General features: G+C 38.8%; 15 protein-coding genes. All 15 read right to left on the bottom strand.

The window, feature by feature from the left end:
- Nucleotides 1-145: 145 nt before the first annotated feature.
- The gene (locus BMW61_RS11960; RefSeq protein WP_022761695.1) at nucleotides 146-436 is read right to left on the bottom strand and encodes a tyrosine-type recombinase/integrase; all 291 of its coding nucleotides are present in this window, start codon (nucleotides 434-436) and stop codon (nucleotides 146-148) included.
- Between the two features lie 104 nt (nucleotides 437-540).
- Entirely contained in the window at nucleotides 541-729 is a 189-nt protein-coding gene (locus tag BMW61_RS11955) for a helix-turn-helix domain-containing protein (protein WP_091822183.1), read from the bottom strand.
- Nucleotides 726-1,718: a hypothetical protein gene (locus BMW61_RS11950; protein WP_091822180.1), complete on the bottom strand. Its 993-nt coding sequence runs from the start codon at nucleotides 1,716-1,718 to the stop codon at nucleotides 726-728. Before BMW61_RS11950 ends, BMW61_RS11955 begins: the two co-directional genes overlap by 4 nt.
- Nucleotides 1,719-1,884: 166 nt before the next feature.
- Complete coding sequence (locus tag BMW61_RS22735; RefSeq protein WP_278296207.1) at nucleotides 1,885-2,013, bottom strand: hypothetical protein; 129 nt, start codon at nucleotides 2,011-2,013, stop codon at nucleotides 1,885-1,887.
- Between the two features lie 110 nt (nucleotides 2,014-2,123).
- Complete coding sequence (locus BMW61_RS11945; RefSeq protein WP_175475179.1) at nucleotides 2,124-3,416, bottom strand: sensor histidine kinase; 1,293 nt, start codon at nucleotides 3,414-3,416, stop codon at nucleotides 2,124-2,126.
- A gap of 128 nt (nucleotides 3,417-3,544) precedes the next feature.
- Entirely contained in the window at nucleotides 3,545-4,312 is a 768-nt protein-coding gene (locus BMW61_RS11940; RefSeq protein WP_091822174.1) for a LytR/AlgR family response regulator transcription factor, read from the bottom strand.
- 228 nt (nucleotides 4,313-4,540) lie between these two features.
- Nucleotides 4,541-5,323, bottom strand: a complete 783-nt coding sequence (locus BMW61_RS22480; protein WP_242876719.1) for a hypothetical protein — start codon at nucleotides 5,321-5,323, stop codon at nucleotides 4,541-4,543.
- Between the two features lie 92 nt (nucleotides 5,324-5,415).
- A complete protein-coding gene (locus tag BMW61_RS11930; RefSeq protein ID WP_139176293.1) occupies nucleotides 5,416-5,994 on the bottom strand; it encodes a hypothetical protein in 579 nt (192 codons plus the stop codon).
- Complete coding sequence (locus BMW61_RS21915) at nucleotides 5,960-6,121, bottom strand: hypothetical protein (protein WP_175475178.1); 162 nt, start codon at nucleotides 6,119-6,121, stop codon at nucleotides 5,960-5,962. Before BMW61_RS21915 ends, BMW61_RS11930 begins: the two co-directional genes overlap by 35 nt.
- Nucleotides 6,122-6,140: 19 nt before the next feature.
- A complete protein-coding gene (locus BMW61_RS11925; protein ID WP_026497849.1) occupies nucleotides 6,141-6,803 on the bottom strand; it encodes a hypothetical protein in 663 nt (220 codons plus the stop codon).
- Between the two features lie 50 nt (nucleotides 6,804-6,853).
- Entirely contained in the window at nucleotides 6,854-7,723 is an 870-nt protein-coding gene (locus BMW61_RS11920; protein ID WP_139176292.1) for a hypothetical protein, read from the bottom strand.
- A 70-nt stretch (nucleotides 7,724-7,793) separates the two neighbouring features.
- Nucleotides 7,794-8,924: a M56 family metallopeptidase gene (locus BMW61_RS11915; RefSeq protein WP_175475177.1), complete on the bottom strand. Its 1,131-nt coding sequence runs from the start codon at nucleotides 8,922-8,924 to the stop codon at nucleotides 7,794-7,796.
- A 144-nt stretch (nucleotides 8,925-9,068) separates the two neighbouring features.
- Nucleotides 9,069-9,464, bottom strand: a complete 396-nt coding sequence (locus BMW61_RS11910) for a BlaI/MecI/CopY family transcriptional regulator (RefSeq protein WP_091822164.1) — start codon at nucleotides 9,462-9,464, stop codon at nucleotides 9,069-9,071.
- Nucleotides 9,465-9,585: 121 nt separating this feature from the next.
- The gene (locus tag BMW61_RS11905) at nucleotides 9,586-10,197 is read right to left on the bottom strand and encodes a hypothetical protein (RefSeq protein WP_022761706.1); all 612 of its coding nucleotides are present in this window, start codon (nucleotides 10,195-10,197) and stop codon (nucleotides 9,586-9,588) included.
- Nucleotides 10,198-10,379: 182 nt separating this feature from the next.
- Nucleotides 10,380-11,750 (bottom strand): sensor histidine kinase, encoded by a 1,371-nt coding sequence (locus BMW61_RS11900; protein WP_091822161.1) that lies wholly within the window; start codon nucleotides 11,748-11,750, stop codon nucleotides 10,380-10,382.
- Nucleotides 11,751-11,781 lie beyond the last annotated feature (31 nt).

Below are 11,781 nucleotides of genomic sequence, written 5' to 3'. Positions count from 1 at the left end.
ACGATTCCTAGTTTCATCTTTTATCTCCTTTTTCCCTTATTTAAGGGATTTCTTAACATTATTACTATAAAATCTACACCATTTTACACCAGAAATGATAAGTTTTGATTATTTTTTTACTTCCCAAATTTTCAGCAAAAAATAATTAAGGCTTATCAGCAGCCTCAAACTGTTTAATTGCAAGAAGTAAAGAATCATCAGTCACATGTACATAAGTATCCATCGTAGTGGATAGCTGAGCATGTCCCAAAATCTTTTGAAGAGATTTCGGATTGACTCCTCTCTCAATACATCTGGTTGCAAATGTGTGTCTTAATGCGTGCATACAAAAAGGTTTTATTCCTGCCTTGTCACATATCTTATATAGGTTGGTATCGTAAGTAGAATTCTTAATTGGCTCACCTGTACGAAAGTTAACAAATATCAAGTCCTTCATGCAAACTTCTCTCTCAAGCCCTGTCCTTCATATTAAAAGAAGCATCATCACGCGTGTATAAAAATAACATAGAACACCCATTTTTTCAACCATATCAGCCTCCGTCAAATGAGCTCCACGTTATTCAAATACTCGTCAAATGCTTCTCTTTTAATCAATATTTTTCTGCCTACCTGAAAGGAAATCTTGTTTAACGGATCTTTACATAATTCCCTTATTCTGTTTATTCCTATATTGGAATACTCAGAAACTTCTTCTACTGTCATTGATGGATTACTATTATCAATTGTCATGCAAGTTTATTTCGCTCCTCCAGCATTTCCCGACGCTCAATAGCTTCCTCAGTCAATTGTTTCTGATAATCCTTTTTCTTGTAATACTCTTCAATCTGCTTCTTTTGTCTGGCAGCTTTTTGAGCTCTCCTCTGAGCGTTAGTATTATTATTGTTTCTTTGTCGATTCTGAGTACTCTGATTTCTTATCTGTTCCATTAACTGATCAAGTTTTTCTTCATCCGATAATAGTTCAGCCTCGCGTCCTTTTATAGCCATATCCACATGCTGAATAGTCCCTGCTCCCCCGTTCTCTTTTAGGAACATGCCTGTTTTCCGGATCTTTCCGTCAAGAACCTGATCTGCACCATCCATTCTGAATTCTGTTTCTTCTGCTCCAAGGAAAATCGCTCCGACACCTGCATCCTTAAGACTCTTTAACTCATCGCCGTTTTCAGCCTTGTACCACACTTTGAGCTGATCAAAAACCTCATCATTTTCATCTATCCATCCATTTCCATCTATGTCATATTCTGCAAGATCCTTGAAGCCATCACCACTTTTCGCTCCAAAAAGCTCATTTCCATCGTTAATCTTGCCATCTCCATTTTTATCCAGTGCCAGGAATCCGCTTCCTTCACCAAGCGTAGATATCTCATCCTCTTTTCCATCAGCATCCAGGTCAAATTTGAATTTCTTATCACTAAGCCCTGCAGTGTCTGATCCTGTATTTATGATAAGTGGATCAAACAGCGCATCTAGCGGAGAAGCCATCGGCACAAAAACTTCTGACACTTTGCATCGTTCCATAGAGGCGTTCATATTAACATCAATGCTTCTACCATCTGTAGTTTTGACTGTTCCCTTGGCTTCATAGGTTGTCGTTTCAGTCTCAGTTGTTTTATCGACGAGACCAACAAATCCCATGTTGCTGCCTTTTCCAGTTTGGCCGTACTGTTTATCATAATACCTTGAAGCTGCACTGTTTATTTCACTCTGATCAATTCGCATATAGAGCCCTCCTTAAGCTTCTGTCAAATATCTCACTGCAAGCTTCACTAAGTTCGAAAAAACCTCACTAAGTGAACTTGCATGGCTCGCACTAAGTTCGGCAATACCTCACTAAGTGCTCTGCTCAAAAAGCGCTTTCCGTAGCTTTAATCTATGTAGTTTTTCCTTACGCCAGCCAGTTTCCTAAAAATGATGAAAGTCCATAGTTCCCGGTAAGCCCATAGCCACTCCAAACTGAGCCGGCACCACCGATCCTGCTCATTAGCGCGCCTACATAATCCATCCCAAAATTCATGCGATCACCTCCTCACAAGGAGCTTTTTCCTTAGCTATTTCAAGTATCGTCCATGAAATGAGACAATTAAATAGGATTGTAACGAACGGACAGTTTAATGTAATGAATAGTCATTTTTCTTTTGACTGCAGCATTACCGTAACGATAAAAGTATTATTTCCAGTCTCCACTTTGACTCCGCCGAGATATTTTTCTGCGATGTTTTTTACACTTTTTAGCCCAATACCATGCTGCCCGTTATCTGTTTTTTCCTTTTTCCTGCTAACTATCGAGCTATCTTTGTCACGTATAACAGTTCCATCATAAGAATTTTCTGCTTTTATCAGATAAAAGTTATCTTTTGAAGTCCCATATAGCTTAATAAATCGTTCTTTTTCCGATAACAATGCCACCGCTTCCAATGCATTATCTAAAAGGTTATTGAGTACAATAGCCATATCCATAGCACTGATACTCTTATCCTCAGGGTAAGAAAACTCACACTCAAAGGTACATCCCTGCTTTTCTGCCTGAGTTGCCGCTTCATTTATTACAACATCAGTAACCGGATTACCTGTAGAATATTTCACCCCACTGGCATTCAGCTCTATATCCATTTCACTTAAAAAATCACTTGCATCCTGATAGCGATTATTCTCGATAAAACTCTTTAAAATCATCAGCTTCCCTGCCATATCATGACGCAGAGTCCTGATCTGATCGTGATGTTTTTCAGTAAATTCTATCTTTTTTCTCAGAAACTCCTGCTCCTGCACCTGTTCCTGAAGCAAAAGGTCTTCTTCCTTTAAGCGCCTATACCGCTGCCAGGTTGCTATGGCTGATAATTCACCTATAAAGATAAGCACTGCAAGAATTGTCAGAGTATATCTAAGACTTCTCTTTTCGTCCAGCAAAACAAATACTTCCTTTTGTAGCGGAACAACCATGACATCTACAATCATGTATGAAATAAAATATGATACCGCAGAGTAGATTGAAAGATAGACTGCTTCTGTCCAGGTCATATCATACTGTTCTGGACAAATCCTTTTTATTAATAAAAATTCTCCCCACACCATGACAGTCATAAATATTACTTGAGCAAGCATCAGCAAAAACATCCTGAGCCACAGTTCTTCTATCGCTCCTTCCAGCGAATAATCTATACTTCCTATGACCATGTCTGTTATTGAATTAGAAGCTGCTGTATTAATCAAATGCCAGACATAATATACGTTCTGCCAGAGGAAAAACACAAAGATTATGTGTGGCATTGCTTTTTTGTCATAAAAATAAAATATTGCTGCGATTGTCAGAACACTTATTACGGTAAATAGCCCTTTTACAGGGAAAGGAAGAGAATACAGACATAATGCCTCAATCGTAATTACTACTGATAACACAATCCTCTTTACACTGTTCAAGACCTCTTTTTTTATAAACAGGCTCATGAAAAAATACAAAAATATGCCTCGTATCAAAATTATTGATACTCCATAAAATTCTTCTATTATCCTAATTTGCACTTCTGACATATACACCAAGTACCTCGTCACAAAATATGATCCATATATGCTTTAACAAAATCTGCATATTTATATTTGGAAATAATTATAGAATCTCCGCTGCCCATAATGGCTTCTGTCCTTGTGTACCCTCTGATATGATTCAAATTCACAAGATATCCTCTATGTATTCTGAAAAACTCTTTTCCCAGTTCATCTTCAAATTCTGACATTCTTTTATACACTTCATAGCTTTTGCCTTTGAGATGTACAGTAGTTTTCCTGCCATTACTTTCTATATACAAAATATCCTTGATGGCTATCTGGATTGTTATTCCACCTGTCTGGATTGTTGTGTATTGTTCTCCTGTATCCTCTTCATATGCAGCTTCACATATCATCTGGGCATCCATTTTTTTCAGTTCTTCCACTGCTCTTCGAAGTTCAGACTCAAATGCAGCCTTAGATATTGGTTTAAGAAGATAACCGTAAGCCCTTACACCAAAAGCATCTCCCATTCTGTCGGGAATACCTGTGACAAATATGATAAGCGGCCTTGAAGCCCTGATACTGCGGCCACTTTCTTCAATTCTTTCCCCCAGAGCTTTTGCTGCCTCAATTCCATCAGTACCACCCATAGCTATATCAAGAAAAAGCACATCTATTTTTGTTCCTGAATCTATGTCCTTTATGAGGTCTTCAGCTGATGAATACTCCTTTATTTCCGCGTTATACACACTTCCGGAAAGCCATCCGTAAAGTAATTCTCGTACTGCTTTTTCATCATCACAGATTGCAAAACACATTTTTCTCATAATGTGTGAACCCACTTTCCTCTTTTATTGTCTATCACATCCATATCATCAAAACTAACAATCATAATGCCGTTAACAACAAAGTTATCTCCATAGACATAACAAAAAGCTTAACATGATTCTTCATGTAAGCTTTTTGAATTTCAACTATATTTTAATCATAACATTATGCCAGCACTCTCTATAGGTCAATGTTATGAATGGTCAGTTTTATGTCATGAGTGGACATTATTCCTTCTTATCAACAGTTGAAGGCAACAGCGATGAAAGTGCATCCGAATATCTTCCCTGGCTATTATACGATCCACCACCCCTTGCTGCTGCGTTAGTAATCGCCCTTCCTTTGTCACTCATCTTTGACGCAAACGAATTATACCCGGTGAAAAGTGTCTTTAGTGTTTTTATATCTGAACTCTTAAGCTTATCCTCATCCACCTCAAGCTTATTATTGGCTCCTACACTTATGCCCACCTTGTTTAATAGATCCTCATTTACTTCAGTTGTTTTAATCATCCATGTAGCAGAACGTAGCACATCTTTGGTGTTTGACTCTGCAGCACCATCCAATGTTCGGTTGTAACTATCCACAAAGCTCTTAACAGCCTTGCCGATACTATCCCAATCGTACTCTTCAGTTACTGTCTCTTCACCTGTTTCCTCATTTTTAGTAGTCTTCTGCTTTTTTTGCCAAAGAGAGTCCTTCATCAGATTCTGCGCAGCTTTCGTCAATGTGCCTGCATTACTTGCCATAGAAGTAAGCTTTGCATGCGAGTCCTTACCTGCAGCAGCATTTTCTACTTTCTGCTTGGCATAGTATGCTTTCACAAGCTTTTTGTACGAGCCATTTCGGAGCATAGCATAATCAGAAACACTAAAAGGGCTTGTTGCACTTGTGCTGGTATTTATATTTAGCCCCGATAAAAAAGAGCTTGCATTCTGATTATAATCGCTGAAATCATAATCAGATTTATCATAATAACTACCACTTAATGAGTCTCTTATCGTTGACATCTCCTTGCCCTCCTTTGCTTCACTGTGGATGCAATCTTTTTATGAAAGTTGATAATTTCATGAAAGAGCTTGTATCCATCATATTCCAGGTCTCAGACCTTAATGTCTATCCTTTTTCTGTGCATCATTAGTTCTTCCATCCTCTGCTGTTCTGTAAAAGTCTTCCCATCTATGCTTTGATCATTTTCCATTTCTTCGGCAATCAGCTTATCTTCCTCTGGTATATCTTCAACAGATTCAACTGATTCCATGTTTTCATCCATTTCTTCAAGGTTATCCATAACATCCGCAAGAAGTCCATCGCTCTTCTCCACTCCGGTTGCTTCTTCGATAAACTCTTCTTTGCGCTCTTCGGGTGTCTTGGGTGCTGCTTTCTTGGCTGCTTCAGCAATCTTCTCTCCGGTCTCCCATGCCTCATCAAGCATATGAAATACCTGTTCATGGTTGTATTCCGCTTTAACCGCAGCTATCTGATTATCATAGTCTTCAATCATTTGAAGTTTCTTCTTGATGTCTTCAATGGACTCAGACTGTATATTTTTGAGGTTATGCTTTTGGTTCTCGATAAACGCAATCTGATTATCGCGTTTTTGCTGCCGTTCCATTCGGTTCTGTTCTGCCTTGGAGGAAAAATTATTAAACAAATTTAAGCCCTGTACGTTTATGTTCATATGCACTCTCCAATACTCTTTCTAACTCTTCAATCTGCTCTTGTGTGATATATGAATCCTTTTCCATTGAGAAAAAAGATTCCAGCAATGCTATTGCTTTCGCATATATGCTCTTAATCCATCCCATAAGCAGATCCTCCCATAGATTATTGCTCAGTAGCATTTGCTGTAGTAGCTGCAGTCTCCTCTTCCTTCGATTTATAATACTCATCAAAAAGCTTGTTTGCTGCCTTCAATGTTTCATTACATATGGATGGAAGCTCTCTCCCCCATGCACCTGTAGCCAGATTGAATCCCTTTTCCATAGCCTTCTGCATCTTTTTCATTTTCTCTACATCATCGCCTGCAAGAGCTGATGCAAAGTCAAAAAGTCTCTGAGAAGTCTGCTTTACACCATAATATCCATCTTCAGAAATATCCTTTTGTGCCTGAGCTTTAGTTGCTGCATCTACCTTGAAATTGCCACCAGCCAGTCTTTTCCAAAAGCTGTCATCTGTTGCCTTTCCAAAAGCTGAAACCTGACCTTCCAATGTTTTCCTGACAATTTCCAGAAGCTTGTTTCTCTGATCCTCTTCAGCCTGTTTCATCTGCTGAACTATTGCTGCTCTGTCTGCAGGTGACTTCTTATTTATGCTATATAACCCTGCATCCTTTTCAGCCGTCTTCTCGTAAACTGCCGCAGATTCTTTATTCTCGCTTGCTACTTCCTGAACACTGTCAGTTTTCTTTCCATTTTCAGAACTATAGTTTTCTGTGTTCATGACTGAATAATCAGTATTCTGAATGTTTCCTACTAATCCTGTACTCATAACAAATACCTCCTTTATTAACATCTGTTAATCATTTAGTTATAAAAAAGCTATATTTCTGCATCAACCATGCCACCTACTTCTGTCATTCCAGAGTCCTGTACCATCACGGGCATCTCATCTCCGCCAAGTGATAGCGAAACACCACTATCAAAACCTGATGAAACTGACGATTTCCCCAAATTCTCTTTTTCTGCCTGAAGCCGTTCAAACATTGCCTTTAGATATTTTAAGTCAGCCTTCATGATATCCCTTGCTTCATCAGATCTGTGTTTAGCCTTTAGCTGTTCAAGATCCTGTGGTTCCATGGACCCTGAGAGTGCTTCGGCCATCTCATCTAGCTCCTGATCAAGCTGAGCCGTTTCCTCAGCCTCTTCATACATCTCCTCAGCAGACATTTCCAGCTTTTCCATAAGAGCTTCGAACTCTTCCTGTTCAAGTTCCCTTATTTCCTCATCCGACTGAACTTTTTCTAAAGGATTTTCCTGCTCAGAAGGCAATTCTTCGTCCATGTTCTGCTCAGCAGTTTCTTCCATTTTCAGGTTCTTCTTTTTCTTCTCACAGGCACGTTGAACCATTTCCGCATGCAGGATTGCCCTCAGAATCTCTTCATCATCGTATTCTCCGGTTTTCAGCTTCTTCTGAAGGTTCCCGATTTTCATCCTGATCCCGATTGAAACCTGAGCAGCTTTTGCGGAAGTCTTGGCACTTAATACCTGTGCTGAAACCTGCTTGAAGCTATACATAGCAGGTCTCTTCTTTTTAGAGCTGTTACTCGTTTTCCTTGGTCTGGACATAGAAATAGTCCCTACATGATTACCATTAAGGTCATATAAGCGCTTTGAGTAATACTCTGTATTTCCTCTGATCTGTAGTTCATATCCATACATAGTTATCGCCTTCTCCACTTCGTTCCGCATACAGTCTTACTAAGCTCACAAGTTCGCTAAGTGCGACTAGCATCCTTGCTTCGCTACGCATAAAGATTTTTCATAACCACATTATCATCCAGTTCCATACGTCTATATCATCATGGTTCTCTATTCTGAACACTCCGTCCTTTACGTCAGATGCCGAAAATTCTCCCCAGCCTCCTCCACCGCCAACTCCAGGAATTTTATAATATCCCCCGACAAATACAAATAGAGACTGCTCTTCTATTTCAACATCAGGGTATGCTTCCTTTAAAGCCGCTCCATCAATATATATGTAATCCCCATCATACCCTGTAACTATCTTTTCTTCTGTATCTTGTACAACCGTATCCATCTTTGTCATGCTGTAAATGCCACTTATATCCAACGGGTTATTACGCTTGTACGAAAAGCATTTTATTCCAAAGATTGAAGCTATAAGTGCCATTATGAAAAGGACACCACCGGCTAAAACCACTTTTCTGTTATAGCCATTCCTCTCAAGTATCCTGTGAATCCTTTTATTTAGCACCTTATAATTATCATCCCATGCAAAAAGGAACCCTTCTTCGCACTTCATGTTTTTTCGGGACAACATGATTTCCCTGGCATTTGCCAGAAGTGATTCACCATAATCAAAAGGATCAATCCCATTCATTTGCATAGTCACAGCATCACAAACATCTTCAAGATCCCTTTTTATGTACTTTGTAGCAATATGAAGAAAAACATTAGGCCACAAAAGACACCGCACCATATCATATCCGGCAATTATCCAAAGCTGTCCCAGTTTAATGTGAGTTTCTTCATGCTTTATAACTATAAGAGCATTCTGCACGTCAAGCTTTTCCGGAATAACTATTATAGGGTGGATACAACCTATGCAGAAAGGGGAAATAGTACCCGGATATTTTCTAATTTCATTATCAAAGCCGCAGGTCGTGGCTTTATCCAGCCCCTTCACAAATTTATTTAGTCGCCTTCTTCTGTATATAAAATATGTCGCAAATATGAATATTCCAACTATATAGATAATTGAAACGATCCTGTGTGCACATAACAGATTCCATCTGCCCAATGTATACCACCCGGCTTTGGTTTCGAAAATAAGCTTAAGTTTTCCGCAAAATAAACAAAGGATCAATAGTCCCCAAGAAGCAGCCTTCGCAAATACTCTATCTGCTAAGACAGTCTTTCTAAGGAACATAATGATCCCCAAAACCAGTACTGATATAAGCGCACAGAAACCTAAAATGATTGAATAATAAACGACCAAAAATTCAAAAAACTGTGATAAATTTGTAAAGAATTGCTGCAGTCCTTGCATAACATACCTCTGCTCATCCGTGAGCTACTTATTCTTCTTTGCATTCTTTATAATGTTTTCAAATTCCTTTATCTGATCTTCAGTAAGTGACTCTGCCTCCAGAAAAGAAAAAGCCGCACCTAGTTTATTTCCTCCAAAATAATTATTGGCAAAATCTATGCTCTTTTCACGTCTGCATTCTTCCTTTGTCTTTATGGGAAGATAATGATAAACTCTGCTATCTTTTTCATCTACTGTATATGAAATAAGATTCTTCTTGCACAGCCTGTTGATAAGAACTCTCACCATTCGCTGCGACATTTTGTTCTGTCCGGGAAGTCTCTCACATATCTCTACAGAAGTAAGGTCTCTTCCAGCATCCCAAAGTGTCTCCATTATCAGCCATTCACTCTCACTAGGAAGCATTTCTTCTCTTTTCATGAAAATCTCCTCAAAATGTCACATAATCCGATATGTTACCTTTTCATAATAACATATCGGATAATGTGTGTTAATAATTAATAGCTGTTAATGATTTTTTTGGATTTTTTATTTTTTCGACTCAAGTCTTTACATCAATACTCACACTGACGCCTTCTGCTGCAGACACCTCTGTTCCTGTTGATTTTGCAATCTTTTCATCAATATGCGGAACCTTTGTATTGTGCGTGGACTCTGAAACAACGGAAACTTTCACGCCACCGACATCGATCTGCTGTGCCTTTGCATTTTCTTCGTCTGAGAATCCGGATGCCCTTGCTTGTGCATTTGCAACTCTGTCTGCTTCTTCCGCTCTTCTTTCTGATGCAGCCTCCTGAAGATGCTGTTCCTGCCACCTTCTCTCAGCTCTCTTCTTTTCACGCGCTGCTTCAGCTCTTTCATTCTCTTTCTGCAGGGTCGCATCAGCTTCCCTGGCTTTCTGCATTTCCTTATTAGTCTCAGCAATCTGCTCCATATTGTTATTTGCTATGTCTTCAGATCTTTTCTGAGTTTCAGCAAGTTCTTCTTTCTTTTTTGTGGTATCCGCGCCGGATGCCTCATCTCTCTTGATCTCAGCATCCAAAACACCGGCCTTACCATCCATCTGCTTTTTCACTCCCTGCTGAAGCTGTATCTGTTTCATGGATGTACTGGCAGATATAAGAGACTGAGTCATAACATTTGTTAAAGCCATTACACACACCTCCTTGTATTAAATAATGGAAGTTCTGATCTCACTTCGTTCGCCAGAACACGTTCGGACTAGGCTCAAAAATACTTCGCCAAGTCCTCTCAGCTCTACCAAAGGCTTCGGAAAGTTAATAAAAAAAACTTATAGATTTTTCATGAAACGACCTTTTTCAATCATGAATGGACTCAAATAACCATCATTGCAGTGAATATAACCACGTCTCCCTCCTGTTCAAGCTGGGTAGTTCCATAATACTTTTCTGTAATCCTTCGCATATTTTTCAAGCCAAAACCATGCTTATCACGATCTGTCTTCGATGTTTCCATAAGTCCGTTCTCATCAGAAGACCGCAACAGTCCGTTATAGCTGTTCTTGACTTGGATCATGAACATATCACCACTACGCCAGGATTTTATCTCCACGAAAGATTTATCCAGGTTTTCTGCAGCCCTTATAGCATTTGAAAGAGCATTATTCAGGATAACGCCCACATCTATGGATTCCACTTTACCTTCTTTCGGATAGTGAAAATCCTCTACAAATCGTATTCCAACATCCTCAGCCTGTCTCCGCTTCTCTGAAATCACTATATCAGTGACAGGATTTCCGGTCTTTGCATTTATATCTACAGCATGGAAATCCTCAGACCAGTCATGTAAGTATTGTAAAGCCTGATCACTATTGTTTTCTTTTATTAGATTACCAAGTACCATGATATGGTTATTAGTATCATGCCTTATCCCACGAATATCTGAATAAACTTTCTCCATTGAATGAACATGCCCTGACAACTCGTCAATCTGACTGTTTACAAGAGAGTTTTGCAGTACTTCTTCCTCTGAAGTCTTAATCTTTTGATAAAAATAGATCACTGCAATCATAGTGAGAAAAGCTACCACACCAAATAATGCACGCATTTCATGATATACAGGATATCTATTCCAGAAATATTCACCCGAAGCTTTTTCAAAAGCTTCTTCCATAAATGTACATATCCAGTAAGATACTATTATTGTTATGTACGTTGCTGATAAAAAAGCTAATTCTCTCCATTCCATAAGTTCTTTTTTACGGCTGTACATCGTTTTAATCAGATGTATTCCTATAACCAACAAAGCACATCTTATTACAGCATGAATAGCTTGTGCCAAACCATAAAGCATAATCTGCTGTAAATCCCCTACCACTTTAGGATTCAAAAATGTCACAGAACATATTAAGTTCCATGGTAAGATTGCCAGTTCCATTGATATCCACAAAAGCAAATACATAGTTATTGATAAAAAAATTTTCTGCGGTATATTTATCCTCTCCGTTATAGCGGAGATAATACATACTGCAGCACAGCCAAGAGCATAAGCAGTCACACCTGAAAAATTTATGGTAGCAAAATATAGTATAGACATCGCCATTGCATAAACCGCTCCGAGTATAACAGCACGTACTCTTTTTCTCATAAATGGTATGTAAAATACTGACACAAGTACTGCATTTAACAATACATTTGCAATCATTGATATCTGATTTACCTGATCCCACATAGCTTCTGTAATCATTTATTCTCTTAACCTCTATTAATTATGGAAA

The sequence above is a fragment of the Butyrivibrio sp. ob235 genome, from assembly GCF_900109475.1.
In the GTDB taxonomy this organism is placed as follows: domain Bacteria; phylum Bacillota; class Clostridia; order Lachnospirales; family Lachnospiraceae; genus Butyrivibrio.
This window is presented reverse-complemented; position numbering and strand designations above follow the sequence as displayed.

What these genes read in the sequence shown, in the direction of transcription:
- BMW61_RS11960 (WP_022761695.1), bottom strand. Translation starts at nt 436, where the DNA reads ATGAAGGACTTGATATTTGTTAACTTTCGTACAGGTGAGCCAATTAAG.
- BMW61_RS11955 (WP_091822183.1), bottom strand. Translation starts at nt 729, where the DNA reads ATGACAATTGATAATAGTAATCCATCAATGACAGTAGAAGAAGTTTCT.
- BMW61_RS11950 (WP_091822180.1), bottom strand. Translation starts at nt 1,718, where the DNA reads ATGCGAATTGATCAGAGTGAAATAAACAGTGCAGCTTCAAGGTATTAT.
- BMW61_RS22735 (WP_278296207.1), bottom strand. Translation starts at nt 2,013, where the DNA reads ATGAATTTTGGGATGGATTATGTAGGCGCGCTAATGAGCAGGATCGGT.
- BMW61_RS11940 (WP_091822174.1), bottom strand. Translation starts at nt 4,312, where the DNA reads ATGAGAAAAATGTGTTTTGCAATCTGTGATGATGAAAAAGCAGTACGA.
- BMW61_RS22480 (WP_242876719.1), bottom strand. Translation starts at nt 5,323, where the DNA reads ATGTCAACGATAAGAGACTCATTAAGTGGTAGTTATTATGATAAATCT.
- BMW61_RS11930 (WP_139176293.1), bottom strand. Translation starts at nt 5,994, where the DNA reads ATGAACATAAACGTACAGGGCTTAAATTTGTTTAATAATTTTTCCTCC.
- BMW61_RS21915 (WP_175475178.1), bottom strand. Translation starts at nt 6,121, where the DNA reads ATGGGATGGATTAAGAGCATATATGCGAAAGCAATAGCATTGCTGGAA.
- BMW61_RS11925 (WP_026497849.1), bottom strand. Translation starts at nt 6,803, where the DNA reads ATGAGTACAGGATTAGTAGGAAACATTCAGAATACTGATTATTCAGTC.
- BMW61_RS11920 (WP_139176292.1), bottom strand. Translation starts at nt 7,723, where the DNA reads ATGCGGAACGAAGTGGAGAAGGCGATAACTATGTATGGATATGAACTA.
- BMW61_RS11915 (WP_175475177.1), bottom strand. Translation starts at nt 8,924, where the DNA reads ATGTTCCTTAGAAAGACTGTCTTAGCAGATAGAGTATTTGCGAAGGCT.
- BMW61_RS11910 (WP_091822164.1), bottom strand. Translation starts at nt 9,464, where the DNA reads ATGAAAAGAGAAGAAATGCTTCCTAGTGAGAGTGAATGGCTGATAATG.
- BMW61_RS11905 (WP_022761706.1), bottom strand. Translation starts at nt 10,197, where the DNA reads ATGGCTTTAACAAATGTTATGACTCAGTCTCTTATATCTGCCAGTACA.
- BMW61_RS11900 (WP_091822161.1), bottom strand. Translation starts at nt 11,750, where the DNA reads ATGATTACAGAAGCTATGTGGGATCAGGTAAATCAGATATCAATGATT.